This window comes from Bacillus sp. EB106-04-02-XG92 (genome assembly GCF_058791995.1).
On the sequence record NZ_JBYTEA010000008.1, the window covers coordinates 128,278 to 155,191 of the forward strand.

Below are 26,914 nucleotides of genomic sequence, written 5' to 3' on the forward strand. Positions count from 1 at the left end.
AATAATATATTCATCTACAAATAAAAGAGGTGAATACTATGCAACCTTCAGCTCCACCTCATCTAGAATCTACAGAAACTATCTTTTCAAGCTCTATTACAAAACTTGTTGTTTTTATTTGTTGGCTAGCCATTCTAGCTGATGGATACGATTTAGGTATTTACGGTGCCGTTCTACCAAAGCTCCTAGAAGACAAGAGCTGGGCACTTTCACCAGCTCACGCTGGTACAATTGCAAGCTATGCTTTGTTTGGAATGTTTATTGGCGCTATTCTAGTTGGAACCATTACAGATCTAATCGGTCGAAAATGGACGCTTATATGCTGTTTAGCACTTTTTTCTATTACAATGGGCCTAGCTGCTATCGCTCCTTCTCCTGAATTATTTGGGATATGGCGATTTATCGGAGGGATCGGATTAGGCGGTGTTATTCCAACAGCTTCAGCACTTACTGTTGAATATTCACCAAAAAAGCGACAATCTTTTATTTATGCTCTTATGTTTACTGGCTATCCTTTAGGTATCGTATTAGGCGCTATTTTGTCTATGTTTATGTTAGAAGATTTCGGATGGAGAATTATGTTTGGTATCGGAATGATTCCACTGCTTCTCATTCCTTTCATTATTCGTTATTTACCTGAATCCATTCAATTTTTATTATCACGTAATCGCCAAGAAGAAGTAGACAAAATCCTACATCGTTTTCAAATTAAATTCCATGAAAACGATGAAACTCACCGACCCCCATCTAATATACGAAAGAAAAATGGATTCCTTACTTTATTCTCAAAAGAATATAGAAAAGCAACGCTGCTTTTTTGGATCACTTATATAATGGGAATGTTTTTAATATATGGTTTAAATACTTGGTTACCGCAGATGATGCGCCAAGCAGGATACCCTCTTGGATCTAGTTTATCATTTCTACTTATGTTAAATATTACTGCCGCTGTCGGTGCATTATTTGCTGGAGCAATCGCGGATCGTATAGGAGCTAAAATTGTTATTAGCATCTCCTATCTTATGGCAGCTATATGTATTGGACTATTAACAATTAAACCGTCTGTTACAATCATCTATCTTTTAATTGGTCTTGCTGGAATTGGATCAGTTGGCATTACTCAAATATTAAATGCATATGTAACACAATACTTCCCATCCCATATTCGGGCCACTTCCTTAGGATGGGGACTTGGACTTGGCCGAGTTGGTGCAATTGCTGGTCCTATTCTTGTCGGTATTATTATGACAATGCAATACGACTTAGCATGGAATTTTTACTTATTCTCATTTGCGGGTCTTCTTGCAGCTATATCTGTTTTCTTTATTCCTACAAAATAAAACAGAGCACAATCTTACTTGTGCTCTGTTTTATGTACTGCAAACAACATATCTCGAAACAATGTATTTAAACTCTCAATATCAATTCCTGATCCCTTTTCAATTCCTTTCACATATTGCTGATAGTAATGAATTTGCTCTTCTAAAAATTGATTCAACACCTCAATTTTTAATCCAACATCTAATTCAGTACCTGCCTTTTTCTTTATTAACAATTGTTCAATTTCATCTAATACGCTACGTTCTAATGATAATTCTGTAATCAATCGATCGAATTCTACAGGTGGTAAAGTCTCTTTCTCCTCTAGCCACTTACAAGCTAAAATAGGACGTAATACGTAGAAGTACTTTTTCAACTTTACATTCTCACCTTGCAAAAATTCCCGATAATTTTTTGATGCCATATGTAAGTAATGATATATCGTTGCTTTTGGGTCAAAATCCTTTTCACTCATTTGTTGAAGTTGTTCTGGAAAATTAGAGCTTTTCGAATAAAAAATTGGTGATTGAATCCACTCGAGTAAAGCTGGATTTGACTTTGCGAATAGCTGTAATGCCTTTTTAATATCCCATCCGCTTATATCTAAATCATCACTAATCGGGTATTCAATTACATCTCGTTTATCATGAATTGATAAATACCATTCTACTGGATGCATATAAACGAATCTAACATCATAATCACTATCTTTTGATGGAAATCCCCAAGCACGACTCCCTGATTCTACTGCAAATAAAATTTTCACATCATTCTCTTTTTCAATTCTGTCTAACTCCAACTTAATTTTTTCTCTCATTTCATACCCTCTCCATTTTTTGATTATTTCCTTGGAAATTCGACAAATATACTACTAAGTTTACTACATACTAAAATAGCTGTCAGAAAATTCCCGACAGCTTGCCAAAAACCCTTATTTTTACTTGTTCTTTTCTGTTACACTAACCGCAATTCGTTCAAACTCTTTTTGAATCTCCTCTTTATATGCGTCTACTTTTGAAAAATCCATAGCAGCAATATAAATTCGTTCCAATTTATCACGAACTGATTTTGCCTTTGCTAAAAAAGACATCGCTTCATTCATTTTTGCTTTATATTGAATCGACACATCACGAATTTCTGTCGCATACTTTTCATCTGTCCCTGGTGTCACGATCAAGGCATACATATCTATAATTTCATCACCTTCGCGGCTCGGAAAATACTCATGTGGCGCAGTGCTATCAAAAATTGCAAATCCTAATTCTCTTACGATCACCATATCAAGACTATTTGGATCAAATCCACAATGATATACTTCAACTTCAAATCCTTTTTCTTCTGCTGCTTTAGCTAATTTTTTGAGCATTGTTGATTTTCCAGAGCCAGGGCGTCCTTTTATAAAATAACGATCTGATAATCCTTCTGTTAAATTAGGAACAAAATCAACTGCACCTTTCGGTGTAGCTGCACCTAAAAAGCGATGTTTCACAAGCGATTGTTTCCCAACTTTATCTGTAAATAATTTCTGAATGAGCTGATCTGTTAGTTCATTTGCTTTATTAAAATCAATATTACTAATATATATTTTCTCCCACTCATCATGTATAATTAGCGCCTCATGGAAACGAGCGTAAGCAGCTTGAAACGCTTTGCTTGCTTCTGAGACAAATCGTTCAATTTCCACCTTCTGCTCTCTTAATTTATCTGAATCCCAAGCAACACCTAAATTGATATACTCCTCGACAACTCCTGGCATTTTCGGCTCAATAACATGCGGTGATGTTCCATCAACAATTCCTACTTTTAACTTCGGGATAATGACACCATCAACCGATTTATTATCAGAAGAACAGTGTAAAAATTCAATATCATATCCCTTGTCAACCCATTCACGACCTATTGCCTTAATTAAAGAAGATTTTCCCGTTCCAGGTCCACCCTTTAAAATAAATAATCTGTTTAGTCCTTTTAAATTCTCTTCGTATAAATTATGAAATCCTCTAGCTGTATTTCCACCTGCATAATAATTCAATACATTCCCTGTCACTGCACTCACTCCTTCGCAGCATTCTATTTACATAAGCTACAATATGCGAGCAACTTTATTTGGGTGAATACCTATTTTGTATTGCACGAAAAAAGGAAATGAATTACAATTTAAATACAATGAATATTCAGAACCAATTAAATATGTCTTTATCAAGAGAGGCAGAGGGACCGGCCCTTTGAAGCCCAGCAACCTCAGTTTATATAAACTGAATAGGTGCTAATTCCTGCAAAATGCAATGCATTTTGAAAGATAAAACGTAACTATTGTGTGCAAAACTCATCTTTCTTGATTATGAAAGGTGAGTTTTTTATATTTCAAAACTTATATTGGAGGTATTTAAAGTGAAAGTAATTGACCTATCACAAACATTTGAAAATAATATGTCCCAATTCCCTGGAACACCAAAAATCAATTTAGGAGCCATTACAAGCATTGAAGAGACAGGCTATCAAGTTACAGATTTTCATTCTGTCGTTCATGTTGGCACGCATTGTGATGCTCCTGCTCATTTCATTTCAGGCGCAACGACTATTGATCAATTACCTCTAGATCAATTTGTAGGCGAAGCTGTTCTTATCGATGTAACTCATGTACAAGAACGAAAACTACCTAAAGAAGTACTGCACAATGCTGATATAAAAGAAGGAGATATTGTTATTTTCCATTCCAATCTATCTACTAAATGGAATACAGAGGCGTATGAGAAAGAAGCTTTTTATCTTTCTGAAGAATTAGCCGAGGAACTAGTACAATTGAGAGTAAAATCTGTCGGTTTAGATTTTATTTCTCCTGATAAGGTAACGACAGAAACATCACCAATTCATCACATACTACTTGGGAATAATATTTATTTAATCGAAAACTTAACAAACTTAGATGCCATTCACACGAAACGTTTCTTCTTCTCAGCGGCACCTTTAAAAATTAAAGATAGCGACGGTGCTTTTGCAAGAGCATTCGCTGTAATTTTTTAAATAAACTATACAAAAAAGCAAAGATCATCATTGACCTTTGCTTCTATTTTTTTTATTTAAATTAAGAAAGAATTGTTCAACACGAGGACGTAACCAAGCTAAATAATCTTTCTCTTTCTTCTTTGTACAAGCTATTTCTTCCCCATCTACCATTCCGACAAGCTCTAGCTCTAACAGTTGCCTCGTAAAGGCTAACATATTTATTTCTTCGTCTGGATACTCTTCTTTTAATTTCTCCTCAATTTCCCCCAATAAAAAACCGTCACGCATCATTGCCAATGCATCAATCCAAAGTGGCGGCATTTCATATTTTTCTCCTGTAATTGTATCTTTTACAATATAATTCTTTTGCTCTTTTCGAAATTGAATCGTGTGTAAGCATACAGTCGAATTTAATGTTAATTCCATCATACCACCTCTTTCATAATATCTGCATAGAAAAAAGGATGCGCGTGCACCCCTTCTTTTTCTAACACTACCGAACCGTTACATGAATAACAAATCTCATGTCGATATTTTCCTCCATTATAAACGAAGTATTTTTAAAAAAAAACCCTTCTTGAAACATTTTATAAAATGTTTATATTTACACAACAAGAACACTTTTCTGAAAAATATTTTCTTCTAGCACATCATACTGTCGGTAAAAAAATCTCTACCTTCGTTCCTATTCCCATGCTACTTGCAATTGAAAATTCACTCTATATTGTGCTGCATAACTTTCCACAAGCTGTACAACATATAACATAATATCGTATTGGCAGGATTTCTTTCTTTTTGCATTTGTGTAAATCCTTTTACAGCTCCTCTTTCCTCATATATCTAACTTTTAAAGTAGTTGTTCATATAAGTATGAAATTGCTTTCAGGGCAATATGTAACCTTATCATACGAAAAGGAAGGAGATCTCCCCTTCCTTTTCATCACAACTTATATCCATCTTACCCGGTCATGCAGCAATCCATCCGAAAAGTCATTTTCGCCCACTACAAAATCCTTCATATATAAATTTAAATATTCACCATACTTACTTTCTGTATTTAATAATAATTCCTCTACATAATAAGCACCTTGTTTAAAGTCATCGAACAGTAAACTACACAAGCCAGCATAAATTCCGCATCCTACTTGGAAGTAAGTCGCATTTGTTTTATATTTATGAAAAACTTGACTACTATTCATCACGTTATACATATATGTCTCGCTATTTTCATAAACGAGTAATACACCGACTAGATCCTCGCCCGCAATCTCTTCTTCAGCTGGATTAAATACTTTACGATTCCAGTTCCATAAATCTTCTACCTTATCTAAATTTTGCCTAATTATATTTGTTGTATACTCGTTAATTCGGTAAAGAAACCCAACTTCCATGTTAAAGTTTTTCCCTAAAATTAAAACTTCCTCATGTGGCATTAAACAACCATAGAACTCTTTCTCCCCTAACTTCACTTTATACTCTGAAGCATATACATCTTCATAAAAGTAAAGAGGACGATGATGACTCATATACATCGGATAACTCCATATCGCTTCATCTAGAAATCGTTCTACTGCCCATGAAGCATACAGTGTATGAGGTTTTATAAGTGATGCATCATGTAAAAATGACGTGTCATGTTCTACTATATAGCATGCTTTTGGCTTTTCATTTGGACGTTCCTTCATAAGTTCGACAACCATCCATTGAACAACACCTGGATTCATACCTGAACCTATAATTGCTTTTGTATTTGTAAATTTCTCTTTCTCCTTCTCAAACCTCGTATACCTTTCAGTAAGCTGGAAACCGATTAAGCTATCGTCCTGATCTACTGCCTCATTTTCCAAGGCTGAATTAATATAACAAATCCCAAGTTCATTACAACAGCTTAATACTCTAATCGTATCTGCTCCTGAAACATCAATAACGACGCTCGTACCACTTTCTTTTAAATGCTCTTTAAATGTCACTACATCTTGGAGGTCTATTTCGAATAAAAACAATTGCTCTTTCAAATTTGGAAACAACTCATCATAATAAACCCTATCTTTTTGTTTTATATCAACCAAATGAAATGTAACGTTCTTTATCGCTTCATAAATCGGGTCTTTTTCATTTACTATCGCCTGATTTAAAATTGCTAAAACTGCTTTTGCTGCCCCACCAGCACTACCAAGTAATGTAATCGATAACGAATTCGGAAACTGCTCCACCAACAAAACCCCTTTAATAGATTAGTTAAGCAGTTCTCCCTCAAAAAAATAAATTGAATATATGAAAAGATGGCTCGTACATATTTTTTATAATTTCGCACAAGATTAGTACCCCCTACATAAAGCTAACATATTTATATTCAATTCATTTTCCCCTCATATTCAAATCGTGCTAAACAAATAGGCTCGACCTTTTCTTCTGCATATAAAAGAAAAAGCCAGCCCTTTCAACTAGCTTACGGACAATGGACAGATTTTACATGTTGAATATTTACATACATTTTCGCATCACGTGCTTTTAATATTTCAATATGTCCTTCATCAATCTTCGCCATCTTTCCGATTTTATTAGATTCCTCACCTAAATCGAACACCATGATTTTGCCAGACATTTTAATAAGTTGTTCTTCAAACGTTCGAGCTAACGTAATATTTAATGGATTTACAGGGAGTTCGTTTTTATTAAGGGCATAAGGCACTTGATTTTCTTTATATGGAATTAACCATTTCAAATGCTTTAAAGATATATATACTGTTTTATAAACTGGGCTATAAAAAACGATATAATCGTTCATTATACTTGTAACATATCCATGTATTGGAGCATTTCCAGCTACATAAATTTCTGTGAAAATCCCTTTAGAAGTACTTAATACTTTCCTCAAAGAAATTGAAGGGGATTCTCTCTTAATTACAGAATCCACATCTGGTTTTGATATTTCTTCATCATATGGTCGTAAAATTTTATAATATTGTACATGGTATAAAGATATATATACGTAGTCTTGTCCATTGTAAAGAACAACGATATCATTTCCTACGTCTATTAATACACCTTTAAATCTTTTTTCGCCGATTAATTTAACATATATATTTTCTCCAATACTTTTGTTTAACTCATTCATCTATATCCTCCTTCCTATAAATTTCTTCTTTCCTGTCTTCCATTTCTAAAAAAATAATCAGGGCAAAGTTCTGTCTTAATAGTAAGTAATTCCTTTTCATACTATCGAAATAAGAAATTGTTCTTCTCTTTCCCTCATAATGCCCCTCTTATTTATTAAACATTATTCATCTTCATTCTTTTTGCATTTAACTACTTGGCTCACACTCTTAATATGAGACTTAATTACATAAATAACTTCATCACAGTTTACTAGTGTAATACAGTCATGGTGTACCTCACTTAATAAACCTTCCACACATTCTGGACCGCCACGATTAATTTTTACCCACTTATACTTCAAGTCTTTTAATATATCTAAAAAAGTATCCTCATCAGAGCAGAAACATGAACTATAGCAATCACCACATTTACTTTCTTTCACTTTCTTAACTAGACTCTTCACATGTTTTAACTGGTAATACACTAATTCGCCATGAGGTAATTGTAACGTTAGATAGTCTTTGCCTAACGATACGAGTTCACCTACTCGACTTTCTGGTCCACGCAGGTTTACTTTTACAGTCTCACCAACTAAACATTTAATTTGGTCACAGCATAATACGTTCTCCAATTTTGTATCCCCCTTTCTTATTATCTTCCTCTACTTGATTGTCTTTGTGCACGAGCGCGACCTGAATTATTGCTACTACTTTCCTTACTGCTACTATCATCGCTCTCATCGCTCTCTCCGCATGCTAATGCATTATAGTTAACGCTTTTAATATGCTTTATTGCAACTAATATAATTTCTTCTTTTACAATCAATGTCACGAAATCACAAGAAACATCTTGTAAGATGCCTTCCACTTTCTCTGGACCACCGCGATTAATTTTCACCCAGCAATATTTAAAAGTTTGCAGTAATGCTTCAAAGTCTTCTGCACATGCGCAATCTTCCCATTCGCAATCACTTGATCCACAGTCTTTCGCATTTTTTGTAATACTTTTTAGATGACTAAGTTGATAGTAATACAGCTCACCTTTTTCATTCTGCAATACGAAGTAGTCCGGACATACTGATATTATTGTTCCTTTTTGAGATTCTGGACCACCCCTGTTTACTCTCACAAAAGATCCAATTAAGTCTTTCAAAAAATCACAATGAAATAAACTCACGAGAAAACCCCTTCCATTAATTTATAAGCTTTTGCACTGATAGTATATGTATCTGTACAGGTTACGTTCTCTATGTTTGTCCTAGCTCGCAAAAAATATGCTTTTAACATGGTAGACTACTACCTATCAAAATCCCACAGAATACTTAAGGTCTTTTAAATTCGGCATCTTTGCACAAAAAAATCCCGTATGAAGATACATTTCTGCATATCTTCATACGGGATTTTCCATCATTTAATCTTCGTCTTTAACATCCATATCTTCTGGAATTGGTTCGTTTAATATTTCTTCCACTAATTGCTTATATTTCTCCATTTGTTCTAAATGTGTATTGAATTGTTCTTTATTTAATAAATATTGTTCTCCATCAAATAGCGCACGAACTTTCTTTTGCTGAATTAGCTCTTCAATATACGACTTTGGTAAATTCAAATACTCCGCAGCTTCTTCTATTGTTATATACAACGCGTTCATTCCTTTATTATTTTTTCATATATACTGTATCTTACTTTATTTTTGTAAACAAATAAAAAAGATTTTGTAAATGCAATTTAAAAAGAAGGTGGTTGCATTCCATATATTGTATAATAATATAGTAAGGATTTTTTAAATATAGAATGGTATTACCCATTTACACAAAGGAGAGTTAACATATGGCTACTCGTCACATCATTACAATGTTAGAAAAAACATTACAAATTGAAACAGAAAACACAATTTCTCATTTAACTACATCTTTATCTGATCGCATTCTTTCTCAAAGCATAGCAATACACGAAAACAATTGTTACCATACAATTGGGGAATGGTACAAAAATCATTTTTTATTCCAACAAGATGATTTCCTTTGGGCTAAATACGCTTTCTATGACGCATATTGTGAAGCTATAAAGGCACAAGGACATCTTACAAAACGTGTCCGTCAAATATTAGAATCATTAGCTCGAATGCATGGAAAACAGTACATTGCTTCTATATTAAATATGCCATTTCCTAACGAACGAGCTAAAGGGACAGCATAATGTAATACTGTTCTGCGTCAGCAAAACATAGACTCATTGTTTTCTAGGCAAATTTACAAATAAAATGTTCATATTACATGAACTGATGAAACCGGTGTCATTATAATGATTGAAAATATAGTAAACAGGAAAACCCCCATTTACCTTTCTCGTCATTCGAATAGAGAAGTAAATGGGGGTATACTTGTTTTTTTATTATTTCATCATCTGCTTGATCAATTCACGATTTCTCTTCTTAAATACTTCATTATGCGAAGAAACCATTCCGTACTCACTTGCATCTGGTTGAATGAATTGTTTCGCTTTATTTACAGCATTTCCAGCATCTTGGAATGCTCCTGCAATTAAGTGTAATTTCCCTTCATGCTTTAAAATATCTCCCGCAGCATATAATCCATCTACTGAAGACTCACTATTGGCATTCCCAGCAATATAATAGTTATCTATAATTGCAACATCTAACTCACTATTTTCTAATAATGTAATGTCACGTTCATATCCATGATTAATAATAACTTCATCGATAGCTAACTGAGAAACCTCTCCCGTTTCGTGATTTGTTAATTCTACATATTCAATCGCTTCATGGTTATCGCCAGCAATTAATGTTGTAATCGATGTATTAAAGAAACATTCTGCAGAACTGTTCATAAGTTGTTTTACTTGTGCCTCATGCCCAGATAATTCTTCTTTTCTATATGTTAAATAGACTTTTTTCGCAATTGGTTCTAACTCATTTGCCCAATCAATTGCAGAGTTACCTCCGCCTGAAATAATGACCGTTTTATCTTTGAAACGTTTTAACGATTTAACTGTATAATTTAAATTTGATACTTCAAATCGCTCCGCACCTTCTATTGATAACTTTTGTGGATTTAATATACCACTTCCAGTTGCAACGATCACTGTTTTTGAAAAATGTTCTTCTCCAGTACTTGTTTTTAACGTAAAAATACCATCTTTATTACGAATAATTGATTCTATCTTTGTATTCAATACAACTTCCGGCTGAAATGTTAACCCTTGTTGTACAAGTTGCTCAATTAACTTTTCACCAGTAACCGGTAATAATCCACCAATATCCCAAATCATTTTCTCCGGATAAACATGTATTTTTCCACCTAACTGTGGTTGAAATTCTATTATCTTTGTTTTCATCTCTCTGAGTCCACTATAAAAAGCTGAATAAAGCCCTGCAGGTCCCCCGCCTATCACGGTTACATCAAACAATTCTTCTCTATTCATTAACCTTCACTCCTCAGCTACTAATCATTGATTATCATTCTCAATAAAATATAACCTGTTTCCGCAAATTTTACAATCAAAATTACTATTGACAATACACCTATATAAAATTATATTATTTAAAGAATCAATAGTGATAATCATTATCATTTTGTTAATAATTAGCAAATTTGAGATTACATCTTCTTTCATTAATATGGTTAATACTATATTGTAAAATCTCGTATTCAAGATTATTAATACGTATTTTGTATTACCACTACTCTTTCAAAAGATTAAAGTTAAACAAATTATTGTATACACATATCATCTATGTTAAAGGAGAAAAACGATGAAAAAGTTATTTATTTCACTAACAGTTCTTTTCGTTCTTGTTATGAGTGCTTGTAGCAATGGCTCTACAGACAAAAAGAACGAGGCAAAAGGTAGTAAATCAGAAACAATTACATACCAATCTGAAAATGGTAAAGTAGAAGTTCCTGCAAATCCAAAACGCGTTGTTGTTTTATCATCATTTGCTGGTAACGTAATGTCATTAGATGTAAATCTTGTTGGGGTAGATTCATGGTCTAAACAAAACCCACGTTTTGATAGCAAACTTAAAGATGTTGCTGAAGTATCAGATGAAAATGTTGAAAAAATCGCTGAACTAAACCCAGATTTAATCATTGGTTTATCAAATATTAAAAATGTTGATAAGTTAAAGAAAATCGCTCCTACTGTAACATACACTTACGGAAAAGTTGATTACTTAACACAGCATTTAGAAATCGGTAAGTTATTAAACAAAGAAAAAGAAGCAAAAACTTGGGTTGATGACTTCAAGAAACGTGCACAAGACGCTGGTAAAGAAATTAAAGCAAAAATCGGTGAAGATGCAACAGTTTCTGTTGTAGAAAACTTCAACAAACAGCTTTATGTATACGGCGAGAACTGGGGCCGTGGAACAGAAATTCTGTACCAAGAAATGAAATTAAAAATGCCTGAAAAAGTAAAAGAAAAAGCATTAAAAGAAGGTTACTACGCATTATCTACTGAGGTATTACCTGAGTTTGCTGGTGATTACTTAATCTTAAGTAAAAACAAAGATACTGATAACTCATTCCAAGAGACAGAATCATATAAAAACATCCCAGCAGTAAAAAATAATCGCGTATACGAAGCAAACATGATGGAATTCTATTTCAATGATCCACTTACATTAGATTTCCAACTAGACTTCTTCAAGAAGAGCTTTCTTGGTAAATAATACAAACATGAGGAATTCTTAATTTAAGAATTCCTCTTCCTTTATTCTATGAACAGAAAAGATGTGAAACGAATGACAAAAGATTACGATAATCCACGTTCTATAGCTTTTACGTACAAACTCATTTTGAGCATAATTGCATTCTTTCTTATTTTTATGGTGGCAATGGTATTAGGGGCTGCAGATACTTCAATAAAAGATGTATGGTTAGCACTCACTTCCTCCGCTAAAGGGGACAAACTATCTATTATTCGCGAAATTCGTTTACCACGTGAAGTAGCTGCAATTTTTGTAGGAGCTGGACTTGCTGTTTCTGGAGCAATTATGCAAGGATTAACACGAAATCCACTTGCAGATCCGGGATTATTAGGGTTATCTGGTGGAGCAAATGCTGCACTTGCGTTAACGCTGGCCTTCAACCCTTCCATCAGCTATCTTTACTTAACATTTGCTTGCTTTATCGGTGCTGCAATTGGTGCAGTTATGGTATTTGGCATTGGTATGGTGAAAAAAGGCGGACTTTCTCCTCTTCGAATTGTATTAGCTGGTGCTGCCGTTTCAGCATTTTTGCTTGCAATTTCAGAAGGTGTCGGCATTTACTTTAAAATTTCACAAGAGGTATCACTTTGGACTGCTGGGGGCGTAATTGGAACAACTTGGGACCAATTAAAAATTATTATTCCAGTCATTTCAATTAGTATCTTTATCGCTATCTTACTAGCAAAAAAATTGACGGTTCTTAGTTTCAGTGAAGAAGTAGCTATTGGACTAGGTCAAAAAATTATTGTTATTAAAACCATTCTATTTATCATTATTATTTTACTTGCAGGTGCGTCTGTAGCGCTTGTCGGAAATATGGCATTTATCGGTTTAATGGTGCCTCATATGGTACGCCCAATTGTCGGTCCAGATTACCGATTTGTTATACCGATGTCAGCAATTGCTGGAGCCTCCTTTATGCTACTTGCAGATACAATCGGACGTACGATTAACGCTCCGTACGAAACACCAGTTGCCGCTATTGTCGCAATTGTAGGGCTACCATTCTTCCTATTCATTGTACGTAAAGGAGGAAAAACATTCTCATGATACAATCTATTCTAAGAAAACAACGTCTTATTATACTCGCTTTACTTATACTAACCATCACAACCATTGTAGTTGGAATGGGACTCGGTTCAGCATCTTTATCTTATGATCGACTACTCCCAACATTAATGGGACAAGGGACTTTTAAAGAGGAGTTCGTTTTATACTCTTTAAGACTACCTAGAATTGTCATTACATTATTAGCTGGTATGGCTCTCGCTTTATCAGGGGCTATTCTGCAAGGAATTACCCGAAACGATTTAGCTGAACCTGGTATTCTCGGGTTCAATTCTGGGGCCGGTGTTGCCGTTGCTATTTTCTTTTTATACTTTCCAATAGATGTAGGTTCATTTCTTTACTTACTACCTGTCGTTGGATTTATCGGAGCATTTCTGACAGCTGTTCTAATTTACGTATTTTCATATAGTAAATCAACTGGACTTCAGCCAATCCGATTAACATTAACTGGTATTGGTTTTTCATTTGCACTATCTGGAATGATGATTGTCCTTATTTCATCTGCTGATCGTATGAAAGTGGACTTTATCGCCAAGTGGATCGCTGGAAACATTTGGGGAGATGACTGGATCTTCGTTTTCGCAATGCTCCCGTGGTTAACCGTATTCATTCCGTTCGTTTTCTATAAAGCAAATCGATTAAACATTCTAGCATTAAACGAGCCAGTCGCAATCGGCGTGGGAATTGAAATTGAAAAAGAGCGCCGATACTTATTAGTTGCAGCCGTTGCACTTGCTGCTGCAGCTGTTTCCGTAACAGGAGGAATTAGCTTTATCGGGCTAATGGCTCCTCACATCGCGAAATCTTTAGTAGGTCCAAGACATCAAATCTTCTTGCCTATCGCCGTTTTAATCGGCGGATGGCTATTGCTATTAGCAGACACAATTGGACGAAACATCGTTGAACCTAATGGCATTCCAGCAGGTATTGTCGTTGCTTTAATTGGTACTCCTTACTTTATGTATTTGTTGCTTAAGAAAGCATAGAAACACCCTCAAGAGTGAAATCTTGAGGGTGTTTTTGTATCATTCTATTGCTGCCCATATCCTTCAAACTTCTTCGCCAAATTCTCCATCTCATCTTCTGGCAATAACTTCGGTTCTCCGACGCTTTTCGTTTGATAATAAATTTGCGCACAAAACTCAATTTCTTCCGCAACAGTAAATGCCATTTTTATATTATTTGCACCTGCAATTAAACCGTGGTTCGCAAGTAAAACAGCACGGCGATCAATCATGCCTTCGAAAGCAGCCTCTGCTAATTGCTTCGTCCCAAATGTTTCATACGGTGCACAGCGCACATTCGGTCCTGCAAAAGCAATTAAATATGATACAGCAGGAAGCTCCCACCCTAATGATGCAATCGTCTTCGCATAAGGTGAATGTGTATGCACAAGCGCATTTATATCTTCACGATTTCTATAATAAATAAGATGCATATCTAGCTCACTTGATGGTTTTCTCTCTCCCTCTACCACTTCACCATCTAAGTTTAATATAACTACATCTTCAGGTTTTGTTTCGTAATACTCTAAACCACTTGGGCTAATCGCAATAAGACCTTGCTCGCGATTGAAAATACTAATATTACCACCTGTCCCCTTTGTTAAACCGCTAGAAATCATTTTCTTTCCATACGCTACAATTTCTTCTCTTTCTTTTTGTAATAACATATACATCCCCCTAAGTATGAAGCTTATGATGACTGACTTTTCATTCTATCTACTTATTGAAATAGCTTTTTTAAATTCTCCGTAAACGGTGCTTTTACAATCCCTTTTTCCGTAATAATCGCTGTTACATTTTCATGTGGCGTGACATCAAATGCTGGATTATATACTTTACTTTCCTTTGGAGCAGAATATTGTCCGAAACGATTAATCACCTCAGAAGCATCTCTTTCCTCAATCGGAATTTCTTTTCCGGTCGGTGTTTTCAAGTCGATTGTCGGCGTTGGCGTTGCTACATAAAACGGAATGTTGTAGTATTTCGCTAAAATAGATACACCTAATGTCCCAATTTTATTTGCTACATCACCGTTTGCTGCCACGCGGTCACATCCAACGATTACAGCGTCGATTTTTCCTTGTGACATGACCATAGCTGCCATATTATCCGTAATGACAGTAACATCAATTCCCGCTCGCTGTAGTTCTAATGCTGTTAACGTTGAACCTTGTAACCTAGGACGAGTTTCATCTGAATAGATTTTTAAGTCCCATCCTTTTTCTTTCGCTAAGTACATTGGAGCTGTCGCAGTACCATACTTAGTCGTCGCTAACGCACCAGCATTACAATGTGTTAATACTCCCATTCCATCATGGAATAACGTTAATGCATGTTCCCCAATTTGACGGTTAATTTCCTCATCTTCTCTATGAATCTCTTTTGCCTCTTCTAGTAATCTATCTTTCAACTGAGCGATTGATAAATGTGAGTTCTCTGCCGCGACTGCCTCCATTCTTTCAAGTGCCCAAAATAAATTTACTGCTGTCGGCCTTGATGTTGCCAAATATGCACACACCTTTTTGACTTCAGCTATAAAGTCTTCCACCGTACTTTGAGTAACTTCCTTAGCGCCTAAATACACACCATACGCTGCTGAAACACCAATCGCTGGCGCCCCTCTTACCTTCATTACTTGAATGGCATCCCACACGCTTTCAGCTGTCTTGAAAGATTCATAGACAACCTCATTCGGTAATAATGTTTGATCTAATAAAACTAAAGAATCATCTTTCCACTGAATGGGTATTAATTGCTCTTCCATCATCTTCTCCCCTTACTTCGCATAGTTCATTGACTGTTCTTTTAACGCTTCTACAAAGTTTGTGCCTGTTTTATATTGATTCGCCTGTAAAATAAATTTCTTCGCTACTTGAAGACAAATGCGTTCTGCTCTAGCACGTGCTTCCTCATTCTCAATGCAAGTCATATCTTTTACTTTCGCTAGCCCAACAATACGACGAATTAACTCAAGACCTGTTACTGCAGCTGTATCCTCTAATACAGATTGTAAATATACTTCCTTAAAGCCTTCTTCCTTCGCCATAATCTCGGTCACATGAATATCCCATGCACTTAAAAACTTCTTCTTAAACAAATCAATTACCTCTACCATTGTCGTTTGTAACCAACTCATATACGTATCTTTCTCAGTACCGGGCGGCATGGTTGCATCTGCATTCACCCAAGCAAACATTAAATTCGCCATTACATTTCCAACGTCGTATCCCATCGGTCCATAAAAGGCAAACTCAGGATCAATAACCTTTGTGGAATCACTTTTCACAAAAACAGAACCAGTATGCAAATCACCATGAATAAGCGCCTGTGCATTCGTCATAAAAGAAAACTTAAGTTTTGCAACTTCCATACGAAGCTCTTTATCACTATAAATATGTTCTCTAATCCATCCTTCATTTAACGGAAACAGCTCATTACGCTTATTATGATTTGTAAATGGTTCAGCGTATACGAGGTCTTCTGTAATCTCACATAATTCAGGATTTATATAGTTTTTCACAAGTTCCTTCTTCTCTTTATGATTCATTACAACATCCGATGTTAATAGGAGTGTATTTACTAAAAAGGTCGTTAAATCATCCGCAAGCTTTGGAAACATTTGATGATTTATAAGTGCTGTACGTAATATTGTGTGGTCCGATAAATCTTCCATTACGCAACAATTCATCACACTATCAAACAAATACACCTTTGGAACAAGCCCAGGTGCTAACTCCTCCTCTAACTGCAAAACATCTGATTCTATACGAATACGATTCGTCGACAACTTAAACTCATCTGAAATACGCGCTGTATCCCCAGCTTGCTTTACAATGACAGAAATATTCTTCTGTTCATCCCAAACGCGGAATACATAATTTAAATTACCATCGCCTATTTCTTTACACTGTACCCCCTTTGCATCCTCGAACTTACATAATTTCTCTTTCACATATACAATCACATCGTTAGCTTCCATTAAAAAATACTTTGTGAACTTAGACATGGTTTCCCCTCCACACTAATTGTAAGCGTTTTCTAAAAGCTATAAAAAATAATAGGGTAAAATTTTTTCATCCTATATTATATGTTCTTCTTTCTTAAAATGTATATCTAGGTTTTATTATATCTTGTTAGCCCCTCGAGTCAATGCTTCTATATCATCTCAAATATACTTCCTAATTATATTTGAGATGACAATAATTGTTCACAAAGATTCCGATACATTTTATTTTATTTATCACACAATTCTTTGTAAAATAGAAATAAGCAATCCCTTTTCAAATCCACAACTTCTAAGAATTATTCCCTTCCTATCAATTTATACTTACAACATGTCTCTAACATACGCACTACTCTTTTACATACTCATTGAAAATCTATTACATAAAAACTACCTTTTCATTCCCTAACAATCTTAATTGAGAATAAATATTAATTAAATTGATATAAAGTTCGTTTATTCTCTTGACAAAATAACCACTTCTATATGATAATTAATATCGAATTAGAATTATTATAGTTAATTAAAAAATATATTTTATGAGCACACTATTTTTTGATGCTCAAAACCAACATTTAGGAGGAATTTTAATATGTTATTAATCGGCACAGAAGTAAAACCGTTTAAAGCTAATGCTTACCATAATGGAGAATTTATCCAAGTTACTGACGAAAGTTTAAAAGGAAAATGGAGTGTAGTTTGTTTCTACCCAGCTGACTTCACATTCGTTTGCCCAACTGAACTTGAAGACTTACAAAACCAATACGCAACTCTTAAAGAGTTAGGCGTTGAAGTATACTCTGTATCTACAGACACTCACTTCACTCACAAAGCATGGCATGATAGCTCAGAAACTATCGGCAAAATCGAGTACATCATGATTGGTGACCCAACTCGCACAATCACTACAAATTTCAACGTTTTAATGGAAGAAGAAGGTCTTGCTGCTCGTGGTACATTCATCATCGATCCAGACGGCGTTATCCAATCTATGGAAATCAATGCTGACGGTATCGGCCGTGACGCAAGTATTCTTGTTAACAAAATTAAAGCAGCTCAATACGTACGTAACAACCCAGGTGAAGTTTGCCCAGCTAAATGGCAAGAGGGTTCTGCAACACTTAAACCAAGCCTTGACCTTGTAGGCAAAATCTAAGGAGTTCGATCAAAATGATACTAGATGCAGATATAAAAACACAACTATCCCAATATCTTCAGTTAATGGAGAATGACATTTTACTTAAAGTAAGCGCAGGAGACGATGACGTATCTAAAGATATGTTAGCTCTAGTAGACGAATTAGCTACTATGTCATCTAAGATTACAGTAGAAAAAGTTGAATTAGAGAGAACACCAAGCTTTAGCGTAAACCGCCCTGGTGAAGACACTGGTGTTGTATTCGCTGGTATTCCATTAGGACACGAATTCACTTCATTAGTGTTAGCTTTACTACAAGTAAGTGGACGCGCTCCAAAAGTTGAACAAAAATTAATCGATCAAATTAAAAACATTCAAGGCGAATATCATTTTGAATCTTATATCAGCCTAAGTTGTCATAACTGTCCTGATGTTGTACAAGCTCTTAACGTAATGAGCGTTCTAAACTCTGGTATTACACATACTATGATTGATGGCGCTGCATTCAAAGAGGAAGTAGAAAGCAAAGACATCATGGCAGTACCAACAGTTTTCCTAAACGGCGAATCTTTCGGAAGCGGTCGTATGACTCTTGAAGAAATTTTAGCTAAAATGGGTAACGGTCCAGATGCATCAGAGCTTTCTGATAAAGATCCATACGATGTTCTTGTTGTTGGTGGCGGTCCTGCTGGTGCAAGTGCAGCGATTTATGCAGCACGTAAAGGCATCCGCACTGGTATCGTTGCTGAGCGCTTCGGTGGTCAAGTAATGGATACTATGGGCATTGAGAACTTCATCAGCGTAAAACGCACTGAAGGTCCTAAGCTAGTAGCAAGCCTTGAAGAGCACGTTAAAGAATACGACATCGATGTAATGAATCTACAACGTGCAAAACGTTTAGAGAAGAAAGAACTTATTGAAGTGGAACTTGAAAACGGCGCTATTCTGAAAAGTAAGAGCGTAATCGTTTCTACAGGTGCTCGCTGGCGTAACGTTGGCGTACCAGGTGAAGCTGAGTTCAAAAATAAAGGTGTAGCATACTGCCCACACTGTGACGGTCCATTATTCACTGGAAAAGACGTAGCAGTTATCGGCGGCGGTAACTCTGGTATTGAAGCAGCAATCGACTTAGCAGGTATTGTTAAGCACGTAACTGTTCTTGAATTCATGCCAGAATTAAAAGCTGATGCTGTATTACAAGAGCGTCTTAACAGCTTACCAAACGTAACTGTTCTGAAAAACGTTCAAACAAAAGAAATCACTGGTACTGACAAAGTAAACGGTATTTCTTACATCGATCGTGAAACTGAAGAAGTTCATCACGTTGAATTACAAGGTGTATTCGTACAAATCGGTCTTGTTCCAAACACAGACTGGTTAGGCGAAACAGTTGAACGCGCTCGCGGTGAAATCGTAACAGACAAGCACGGCGCTACAAACGTACCAGGAGTGTTTGCTGCAGGTGACTGTACAAATAATCCGTACAAACAAATCATCATCTCTATGGGTTCAGGTGCAAACGCAGCTTTAGGTGCATTTGATTACTTAATCCGTAACTAATTATATAGACGTGAGTAAAGAAAAGCAGGTGCCTCGGCACCTGCTTTTTTATAATCTTAATGTATAAACTAAAAACCTCTCATTCCCATTCTTCTCATAAGCACCTGGCAATCTAACTTCTTTCTTCAGCTCAAACGCAGTCTGATTTTCTAAGAAGAAAATATAGTCCTCAGAAGGATAATATAAAATAATATCCACTTCTCTCCCCATTTCTTCTACTGAAACCAAAATGTTATTTACTACATTCATAAACACTTGTACAGAAAACGGATTAAAGAAATAAAACCTATTATCATGTGGATCAATCTCATATTCCTGCGCTAAACAACACTGGAATTGAATTTTCCCCTTACTGTTTCGTGCCTTTCGTGCATAACGATCTCGATTATCCATCGCGTCTTTATAAAACTCTTCATTCATTTCAATTCCAACTGCTGAAGCATCACACTTATGGTGCATGTAAAAGTTTAATCGTCCTTTTCCGCATCCAAAGTCTACAATTCGGTCGCTACTTCGTATTTCATATTGATTCAATAACTCATCTAATCCGCTATACGGCGTCGGTTCATAACGGTGATAATGCATAGACTTGTTAAACCCTTTTTGCTCACCGACAGTTTTTATATGTAATACAGCATCGTAATATTGTTCGTTCATTCTTCTTCTCCTATTAGAAAATGGTACTTATTATTATACACCATGTACTGGAGGCTCATTTTTCATCAAATTAATAGGTACGTGAAATTATATTAACGATTTTCTCAATATATCTATCATAACTCAAAATATATCAACGATTTTTCAAATATATCGATTTGCCGACAATTCACGACAAAAAAACAGGAGCTCTCTAGCTCCTGTTTTCTAACACTTTCAATACAGTTTGTTTCAATATTTCTACCCCATCCATAATACAACTATGATCAAACCTCATATACGGATGGTGTAATCCAGGTTGTAGGTCTGCTCCTAGTCCAAGCATGACAGCTTTTAAATGTGGTCTTTTCACTGTATAATAATGGAAATCATCACTTCCTGTCGTATAGAGAGGCCCTGTGCATCTCTCTTCCCCATACACTTCGAGAATACCTTTACGCATAAAGCGCTCTGCTTCTTCGGAAACCTCTGCTCCTGGTGCAAGATCCATCCATTCGTATGAAGTTTTCGACCCCATCGATGCAGCTGATTCTATTACATGCTCAATCTTTTTCTTTAATTCTTCTAATAGTATATTACTCTCTGCTCTTACATCTAAACTGAAATGACCATTTCCCGGAATAATATTTAAATTATCACCACCAGCTTGGCATCTCGTCATTTTTACTGAATAAGAACTTTGCGGTGGCAGCCAAATATTTTTCAAACCGATATTAATCATGGAAATGACATCAATCGCATTTATCCCTTGATGTGGGCGTGCTCCATGTGCATCTTCTCCGTGAATCGTACCCTCTAAAAATCCTGCTGCTCCATGGCGAATAGATGAGGCTGCTTGTTTCAAAGATAGTTCTTCAATCGGTCTTAGATGGACACCAAATAAGAAATCAGCATCATCTACAGCACCTTTCTCCACCATCTTCAAAGCACCATTACCCTTCTCTTCTGCTGGCTGAAAAATAAATCTAACCGTACCACTTTTCCATCTCATATTTTTCAATTGTAAAATCAGCCCCATTACAATAGTCATATGAGCATCATGACCACATGAATGGTTCGCTTTAAATTCTCCATCTACTTCTTGCCAAAGTGCATCCATATCAGCACGAATCGCAATAACGGGATTACCGCCTCCAATCTCAGCAATTACACCTGGACAATCATCAAATGTTCTATATGAAATTCCTTCTTCTTTTAAAAAGTCAGTAATATACGCTGTCGTTTCATATTCTTTCCAACTCACTTCAGGGTTTTCATGTAAATGCTGAAAAATTTCAGTTAAACGCTCTTGTAATTCTAATGTTTTCAAAGCTACATTCTCCTTCCCCAATTCCAAAACCATTCAGGTTAATTATACTTATGAAAAACAGATGTTTTTATGAACATATTGAATTTTAAGAAAAAAGTCAATTATTTATTTTTAAATACAATCGACAGCTTATTCCCACTCACTTTATAACGATAGAACATTCCTTATTTTCTGTTTTTTTATTGACGCTTACATATATTTTTAGTTATTATAACCTAATAAACGTCTATTTTACGACAATTCTAAAAATACAAACAAACATACATAACAAGGAGGAACTTTATGAAAAAAGAAATACCTTTTGGAATAGCAATAATCCCTATTATCATTACAGTTGCAGTTATGATGGTTACAATTGTTGTATTAAAACAAAGCCCTCACGTCCCACTTATTATCGGTACAACCGTTGCTTCTATCGTCGCTTGGCGCTATGGCTACAAGTGGAACGATCTTGAAGAAGCAATGTATAAAGGAATTCGTCTTGCATTACCCGCTATCGTTATCATTATTCTTGTAGGTTTAACAATCGGTGCTTGGATTGGCGGGGGAATCGTCGCAACAATGATTTATTACGGTTTAAAACTTTTAACTCCATCACTATTTTTAGTTTCAATTACCGTGATTTGTTCTATCGTTGCGTTAGCGATCGGTAGCTCTTGGTCTACAATGGGCACAATTGGTGTTGCTGGAATGGGAATTGGCCTAAGTATGGGAATCCCAGCTCCAATGGTTGCTGGTGCCATTATTTCAGGCTCTTATTTCGGCGATAAAATGTCACCGCTTTCAGACACGACAAACTTAGCCGCAGGATTAACAAATACAGATTTATTCGGGCATATCCGTCATATGTTATTTACTACAATCCCAGGTTTAATTATTACTCTTATCGTCTATGCAGTCTTAGGAAGAAGTTTCGGCGAGAACAATATTGATGCAAAAAGCATCGATCAAACGTTACAAGTGTTGCAACAAAACTTTGTTATCTCCCCTTTCCTACTAATCATACCTGTAGTTGTTATGGTATTAGTCGCAAAAAAAGTTCCTGCTATACCAGCCATTCTCGTAGGTATTATTTTAGGATTTTTATCACAAGTCTTTATTCAAGGTGGTTCTGTCTCGGCATCTGTCGGTGCACTCCAAGCTGGATTTGTCATAGACACTGGAAACAAGCTAGTAGACGAACTCTTTAACCGCGGTGGCTTAGATTCGATGATGAATACTGTTTCTATGACAATTGTCGCTATGACTTTTGGCGGAGTACTAGAACATACTGGTATTCTTCGCTCAATTGTAAATCAAATTTTAAAATTAGCGACATCAGCAAAAGGGCTTATCGCTTCTACTATCGCATCTTGCTTTGCAACCAATCTTACTTGCTCTGAACAATATATTTCGATTGTTGTTCCTTCAAGAATGTACGCAAATGCATACACAGAAAAAGGACTACATTCTAAAAATTTATCCAGAGCATTAGAAGATGGCGGAACATTAACTTCTGTGTTCGTGCCTTGGAATACATGTGGTGTATTTATACTCGCAACACTTGGAGTTGGCGCATTCGAATATGCTCCTTATGCTATATTGAATTTCATCGTACCTATTATCTCAATCATTTATGGTATAACTGGTTTCACAATTACAAAACTATCTGACATTGAAAAAGCAGAACTACTAAAAAAACAAAAAGCTCAATTAGAAGCTTAAAGATAACGGTAAATTCAGTTCATATATTGCGCGAGGGCGTCCTTGTTGATAAGGCATTTCCTCGCCGCAAATATGAGCATATCCATAATCAACAAGTTTCTTTAATAACCTTTCTGTTGATCGGCGAGTCACTTGTAAGTATTCAGAAAGATCTGCTGCAGTAAACTTCAATGACGAATGTGATTGACTAAATTGAATAATTTTTGATAAGTTTGCTGGACTAAGTTTCGTTTCCTTCGCTATTTTCATTAGTTCCGGGTTTTCATTCTTCAAACTTTGTACTCTCTGTTCTTTCGGGAACGGACCAAATAGTTCTTTATCACTTGTTAGTATATAAAAACAGTGGTCTAGTGGATTGTTCTTCGCAAAATCTTGAGCGATTTTAGCATTTTGCTCCGCTTCTTTTACGGTTTTTCCATAACCAAATCCAATAGCTATTGTTCCTTCTATACTCGCAAATAAATTATTTATCATATTCGTTTTTATAATCGATTCAATATCACCACGAGTCGTATACAAAATGAACGTCATTTCATCAATTTTTTTAAATGAACCATGTAGTGCTTTTGAAATGACATCTAATTGCTCAAACAAACCTTCTCGTAATTCTAAAGAAGAAATCATACAAGCACCAACAGTAGCTGAATGGCTTTTTGCTAACTCAGCTTTTATTTTCGCATCTTTTAACCCATGTATAATAGATTGCTTCGGATCTATCATACGCTCTGAAGGAATACCTATTTTTTGAAGTTCATCATAGACAGCGTGAATACTAGTTAAAGCTAAATGAGCTTCTCCAGATTGATATTTAGCTACATGAAAATCAATAACTCTATTTATTTCATCTTTGCTCCAAAGCATATTTTTATAATCAAACACTTGTGGCTTTTCTTTTATGCCTATATCATGGAACACATTTGTAATGAAGGAACGGTCTACTAAATCAATTGAAATTTGATGTGGTTGAATACCTTGGTGATACATGACAGAGAGAATAGAAGATGCAATAGTTGCCTCGTCTTGCTGTAAGTACGTACTTGGAATTCGTAATTGTTCTCTTATTTCTTTTGCCATATAATAAGGTAAAGCACCTGAGAAAAAGATGAAATCACAAGGCTTTAAACGCTTCAATAGTTCAGAAGATTCTGCCGGATGAAGGTAAATATATGGATCAATCTCTATTTCTTCTAGTTTATGAGCAACAGGTAAAAGTGTCTCCATAAACTCTTTTGAACTGACAACTGCAATTTTTATCATCATTTCTCTAACTCCTTATCATTAATTAACGACTATTTAACGTCAACTATATCAAATGTACAAAACTATTGTAAACAGGAAGGGGTCTCTACCTAATGAAAATTAAAGCTATTCATCTTTATGCAATTCGTTTACCGCTTCGCGATCCGTTTGTTATTAGTTATGGTTCTTATTCTGATATGCCTTCTATTATCGTCAAAATGGAAACAGATGAAGGCATTATCGGTTACGGTGAAGGCGTTGCTGATGATCACGTTACAGGCGAATCATGGGAAAGTACTTTCCATACTTTAAAACATACACTTGCTCCTGCGCTCATCGGAAAAAATCCAATGAATATCGAGAAAATACACGATATGATGGACAATACAATTTACGGCGTACCAACAGCGAAAGCCGCAATGGATATTGCTTGTTTTGATATAATGGGTAAAAAACTAAATCAACCTATATATCAATTAATTGGCGGGCGCTACCATGAAGAGTTTCCTGTCACTCACGTCTTAAGTATCGCCGAACCTGAAGCCATGGCTGAAGAAGCTGCTTCTATGATTCAAAAAGGTTACCAATCTTTCAAAATGAAAGTTGGTACAAATGTAAAAGAAGATGTAAAACGTATTGAAGCTGTACGAGAACGTGTAGGAAATGACATTGCTATTCGCGTTGATGTAAACCAAGGCTGGAAAAATAGCGCGAACACATTAACAGCACTACGTTCATTAGGACATTTAAACATTGACTGGATTGAACAACCTGTTATCGCGGACGATATTGATGCCATGGCTCATATCCGTTCTAAAACAGACCTTCCGCTTATGATTGATGAAGGATTAAAAGGTTCTCGTGAAATGCGCCAAATTATTAAATTAGACGCTGCTGATAAAGTAAATATAAAACTAATGAAATGCGGTGGCATATATCCAGCTGTAAAACTCGCTCACCAAGCAGAAATGGCCGGTATTGAATGCCAAGTTGGATCTATGGTCGAATCATCTGTTGCCTCTTCCGCAGGATTCCATGTCGCTTTCTCGAAAAAAATTATTACGAGCGTTGAACTTACAGGTCCATTAAAATTCACGAAAGACATCGGAAACTTACACTATGACGTACCATTTATTCGCTTAAACGAAAAGCCAGGACTCGGCATTGAAATAAATGAAGATACATTACAAGAACTAACCGTCTTTCAAGACGTTGTACGCTAAAGGAGGACTAACAACATGACAGTGCTATATAAAGGAGCATTAAAACAAAATAACGATCCATTTCACGTTACATTACTATCACTTGAGCACATCGAACAAATCTTATCACTACAAAACGTCGTAGTTGAAGCGCTAGAAGATAAAAGTCGCTTACAACCACTCTCACAAGAAGAATTTCAATACATTCTAGAAGGAAACGGCATGATGATCGGTGCTTTTATCGAAAACGAACTCATCGCATTTCGTGCCCTACTCGTCCCTCCTATCGACGAAGAACATTTAGGACTTGATATTGGCATACCAGAAAGCGAACTACATCGCGTCATCTATCAAGAAATCTCAAACGTTCACCCGAACTGCCGAGGGAATGGGATGCAAAAAATATTAGCGAAAGTCATTATGGACGAATTACAAAAAGAAGATAGCCAGTACGATTATGTTTGCTGCACCGTTGCCCCTTTTAACATTCCAAGTTTAAAGGATAAGTTTGCGCAAGGGATGGAGATTGCTGCATTGAAAGAGAAATATGGCGGGAGTATGCGGTATGTTTTTGTGAAGGAATTGCGTGGGGACAAGGAAAGAGATTGGACTGAGATTAAGAGCGTTCCGATGAGTGATGCTGGTGGACAGCAGGCGTTACTTTCGGAAGGGTATCGTGGGTATAAGATGGAGAAAGTGGATGAAGATTTTGTTGTGAAGTTTGGGCGATAATTGCTACAACAAAAAAAAGGAGATGTCTGCTATGACATCTCCTTTTGCTTTCTCTTCATTGAACATATCGATTGCAACTCCAAATATATCAGCGATTTTCAAAATATATCGGCGCAACTCCAAATATATCAGCGATTTTTGA

Annotated in this window: 26 protein-coding genes, 1 pseudogene and 1 riboswitch; of the genes and pseudogenes, 11 read left to right on the plus strand and 16 right to left on the minus strand. The window is 35.8% G+C overall.

Annotated features, from left to right (window positions below):
* Positions 1 to 38 precede the first annotated feature (38 nt).
* Positions 39 to 1,340: an MFS transporter gene (locus AC3WVA_RS20120; RefSeq protein ID WP_195756140.1), complete on the plus strand. Its 1,302-nt coding sequence runs from the start codon at positions 39 to 41 to the stop codon at positions 1,338 to 1,340.
* Between the two features lie 14 nt (positions 1,341 to 1,354).
* On the opposite strand, the gene AC3WVA_RS20125 is transcribed toward AC3WVA_RS20120, so the two are convergent.
* On the minus strand, positions 1,355 to 2,137 hold the full coding sequence (locus AC3WVA_RS20125) for a nucleotidyltransferase domain-containing protein (protein WP_195756141.1): 783 nt from the start codon (positions 2,135 to 2,137) through the stop codon (positions 1,355 to 1,357).
* Between the two features lie 120 nt (positions 2,138 to 2,257).
* Positions 2,258 to 3,367 carry a PRK06851 family protein gene (locus AC3WVA_RS20130; protein WP_195756142.1) on the minus strand — a complete coding sequence of 370 codons (1,110 nt, stop codon included), beginning with the start codon at positions 3,365 to 3,367 and terminating at the stop codon, positions 2,258 to 2,260.
* Positions 3,368 to 3,513: 146 nt separating this feature from the next.
* Positions 3,514 to 3,626, plus strand: a riboswitch (SAM riboswitch).
* An 85-nt stretch (positions 3,627 to 3,711) separates the two neighbouring features.
* On the opposite strand from AC3WVA_RS20130, the gene AC3WVA_RS20135 reads away from it, so the two are divergent.
* A complete protein-coding gene (locus tag AC3WVA_RS20135) occupies positions 3,712 to 4,344 on the plus strand; it encodes a cyclase family protein (RefSeq protein WP_098347398.1) in 633 nt (210 codons plus the stop codon).
* 27 nt (positions 4,345 to 4,371) lie between these two features.
* Here the strand turns inward: AC3WVA_RS20135 and AC3WVA_RS20140 are convergent, their stop codons facing one another.
* From AC3WVA_RS20140 to AC3WVA_RS20170, 7 genes and pseudogenes are all read right to left on the minus strand, one after another.
* Positions 4,372 to 4,752 carry a hypothetical protein gene (locus AC3WVA_RS20140; RefSeq protein WP_071757798.1) on the minus strand — a complete coding sequence of 127 codons (381 nt, stop codon included), beginning with the start codon at positions 4,750 to 4,752 and terminating at the stop codon, positions 4,372 to 4,374.
* Positions 4,753 to 5,023: 271 nt separating this feature from the next.
* Positions 5,024 to 5,148 (minus strand): annotated as a pseudogene (locus AC3WVA_RS20145) (ATP-binding protein); the annotation flags it as partial.
* A 125-nt stretch (positions 5,149 to 5,273) separates the two neighbouring features.
* Positions 5,274 to 6,539 carry an S-adenosylmethionine decarboxylase related protein gene (locus AC3WVA_RS20150; RefSeq protein WP_098347397.1) on the minus strand — a complete coding sequence of 422 codons (1,266 nt, stop codon included), beginning with the start codon at positions 6,537 to 6,539 and terminating at the stop codon, positions 5,274 to 5,276.
* A 236-nt stretch (positions 6,540 to 6,775) separates the two neighbouring features.
* Entirely contained in the window at positions 6,776 to 7,444 is a 669-nt protein-coding gene (locus AC3WVA_RS20155; protein WP_001004285.1) for an LSm family protein, read from the minus strand.
* A 162-nt stretch (positions 7,445 to 7,606) separates the two neighbouring features.
* The gene (locus tag AC3WVA_RS20160) at positions 7,607 to 8,056 is read right to left on the minus strand and encodes a PI-PLC domain-containing protein (RefSeq protein ID WP_000432506.1); all 450 of its coding nucleotides are present in this window, start codon (positions 8,054 to 8,056) and stop codon (positions 7,607 to 7,609) included.
* Positions 8,057 to 8,076: 20 nt separating this feature from the next.
* The gene (locus tag AC3WVA_RS20165; RefSeq protein ID WP_098347394.1) at positions 8,077 to 8,601 is read right to left on the minus strand and encodes a spore coat protein; all 525 of its coding nucleotides are present in this window, start codon (positions 8,599 to 8,601) and stop codon (positions 8,077 to 8,079) included.
* A 234-nt stretch (positions 8,602 to 8,835) separates the two neighbouring features.
* Positions 8,836 to 9,075 carry a helix-turn-helix domain-containing protein gene (locus AC3WVA_RS20170; RefSeq protein WP_002037874.1) on the minus strand — a complete coding sequence of 80 codons (240 nt, stop codon included), beginning with the start codon at positions 9,073 to 9,075 and terminating at the stop codon, positions 8,836 to 8,838.
* A 179-nt stretch (positions 9,076 to 9,254) separates the two neighbouring features.
* Between AC3WVA_RS20170 and AC3WVA_RS20175 the strand changes: the two genes are divergently transcribed.
* A complete protein-coding gene (locus AC3WVA_RS20175; protein WP_048529346.1) occupies positions 9,255 to 9,623 on the plus strand; it encodes a hypothetical protein in 369 nt (122 codons plus the stop codon).
* 195 nt (positions 9,624 to 9,818) lie between these two features.
* On the opposite strand, the gene AC3WVA_RS20180 is transcribed toward AC3WVA_RS20175, so the two are convergent.
* Positions 9,819 to 10,868: an NAD(P)/FAD-dependent oxidoreductase gene (locus AC3WVA_RS20180; protein WP_151633967.1), complete on the minus strand. Its 1,050-nt coding sequence runs from the start codon at positions 10,866 to 10,868 to the stop codon at positions 9,819 to 9,821.
* A 331-nt stretch (positions 10,869 to 11,199) separates the two neighbouring features.
* Here AC3WVA_RS20180 and AC3WVA_RS20185 point away from each other — a divergent pair, with 331 nt between their 5' ends.
* From AC3WVA_RS20185 to AC3WVA_RS20195, 3 genes are read left to right on the plus strand one after another with little or no spacing between them, the layout of a single operon-like run.
* The gene (locus tag AC3WVA_RS20185; protein WP_342717136.1) at positions 11,200 to 12,117 is read left to right on the plus strand and encodes an iron-hydroxamate ABC transporter substrate-binding protein; all 918 of its coding nucleotides are present in this window, start codon (positions 11,200 to 11,202) and stop codon (positions 12,115 to 12,117) included.
* Positions 12,118 to 12,165: 48 nt separating this feature from the next.
* Positions 12,166 to 13,206 carry a FecCD family ABC transporter permease gene (locus tag AC3WVA_RS20190; RefSeq protein ID WP_141539646.1) on the plus strand — a complete coding sequence of 347 codons (1,041 nt, stop codon included), beginning with the start codon at positions 12,166 to 12,168 and terminating at the stop codon, positions 13,204 to 13,206.
* Positions 13,203 to 14,210: a FecCD family ABC transporter permease gene (locus AC3WVA_RS20195; RefSeq protein ID WP_492322119.1), complete on the plus strand. Its 1,008-nt coding sequence runs from the start codon at positions 13,203 to 13,205 to the stop codon at positions 14,208 to 14,210. The genes AC3WVA_RS20190 and AC3WVA_RS20195 overlap by 4 nt, the downstream gene beginning before the upstream one ends.
* A gap of 44 nt (positions 14,211 to 14,254) precedes the next feature.
* Here the strand turns inward: AC3WVA_RS20195 and AC3WVA_RS20200 are convergent, their stop codons facing one another.
* The 3 genes from AC3WVA_RS20200 to mtnK are packed head-to-tail and all read right to left on the minus strand — an operon-like array spanning position 14,255 to position 17,235.
* Positions 14,255 to 14,896: an L-fuculose-phosphate aldolase gene (locus tag AC3WVA_RS20200; RefSeq protein WP_071757792.1), complete on the minus strand. Its 642-nt coding sequence runs from the start codon at positions 14,894 to 14,896 to the stop codon at positions 14,255 to 14,257.
* A 53-nt stretch (positions 14,897 to 14,949) separates the two neighbouring features.
* Positions 14,950 to 15,993: an S-methyl-5-thioribose-1-phosphate isomerase gene (gene mtnA, locus AC3WVA_RS20205; protein WP_071757791.1), complete on the minus strand. Its 1,044-nt coding sequence runs from the start codon at positions 15,991 to 15,993 to the stop codon at positions 14,950 to 14,952.
* Positions 15,994 to 16,005: 12 nt separating this feature from the next.
* Entirely contained in the window at positions 16,006 to 17,235 is a 1,230-nt protein-coding gene (gene mtnK, locus AC3WVA_RS20210) for an S-methyl-5-thioribose kinase (protein ID WP_071757790.1), read from the minus strand.
* Between the two features lie 589 nt (positions 17,236 to 17,824).
* Here mtnK and ahpC point away from each other — a divergent pair.
* Both ahpC and ahpF read left to right on the plus strand, forming a co-directional pair.
* A complete protein-coding gene (ahpC, locus tag AC3WVA_RS20215; protein ID WP_000924422.1) occupies positions 17,825 to 18,388 on the plus strand; it encodes an alkyl hydroperoxide reductase subunit C in 564 nt (187 codons plus the stop codon).
* Positions 18,389 to 18,402: 14 nt separating this feature from the next.
* A complete protein-coding gene (ahpF, locus tag AC3WVA_RS20220; RefSeq protein WP_048529360.1) occupies positions 18,403 to 19,929 on the plus strand; it encodes an alkyl hydroperoxide reductase subunit F in 1,527 nt (508 codons plus the stop codon).
* Positions 19,930 to 19,977: 48 nt separating this feature from the next.
* Here the strand turns inward: ahpF and AC3WVA_RS20225 are convergent, their stop codons facing one another.
* Both AC3WVA_RS20225 and AC3WVA_RS20230 read right to left on the minus strand, forming a co-directional pair.
* Positions 19,978 to 20,586, minus strand: a complete 609-nt coding sequence (locus AC3WVA_RS20225; protein WP_098521212.1) for an SAM-dependent methyltransferase — start codon at positions 20,584 to 20,586, stop codon at positions 19,978 to 19,980.
* 193 nt (positions 20,587 to 20,779) lie between these two features.
* Entirely contained in the window at positions 20,780 to 21,895 is a 1,116-nt protein-coding gene (locus AC3WVA_RS20230) for a M20 peptidase aminoacylase family protein (RefSeq protein WP_048529364.1), read from the minus strand.
* 282 nt (positions 21,896 to 22,177) lie between these two features.
* On the opposite strand from AC3WVA_RS20230, the gene nhaC reads away from it, so the two are divergent.
* Positions 22,178 to 23,599 (plus strand): Na+/H+ antiporter NhaC, encoded by a 1,422-nt coding sequence (gene nhaC / locus AC3WVA_RS20235; protein WP_098347389.1) that lies wholly within the window; start codon positions 22,178 to 22,180, stop codon positions 23,597 to 23,599.
* Here nhaC and AC3WVA_RS20240 read toward each other — a convergent pair.
* A complete protein-coding gene (locus AC3WVA_RS20240; protein ID WP_071757788.1) occupies positions 23,588 to 24,859 on the minus strand; it encodes a transcriptional regulator in 1,272 nt (423 codons plus the stop codon). The genes nhaC and AC3WVA_RS20240 overlap by 12 nt on opposite strands.
* A gap of 92 nt (positions 24,860 to 24,951) precedes the next feature.
* On the opposite strand from AC3WVA_RS20240, the gene AC3WVA_RS20245 reads away from it, so the two are divergent.
* Together AC3WVA_RS20245 and AC3WVA_RS20250 are read left to right on the plus strand one after the other, a co-directional pair.
* Positions 24,952 to 26,061, plus strand: coding sequence for a mandelate racemase/muconate lactonizing enzyme family protein (locus AC3WVA_RS20245; RefSeq protein WP_098347388.1), 1,110 nt, complete (start codon positions 24,952 to 24,954; stop codon positions 26,059 to 26,061).
* Between the two features lie 15 nt (positions 26,062 to 26,076).
* Positions 26,077 to 26,772 (plus strand): N-acetyltransferase, encoded by a 696-nt coding sequence (locus AC3WVA_RS20250; protein ID WP_098347387.1) that lies wholly within the window; start codon positions 26,077 to 26,079, stop codon positions 26,770 to 26,772.
* The last annotated feature ends 142 nt before the right edge of the window (positions 26,773 to 26,914 follow it).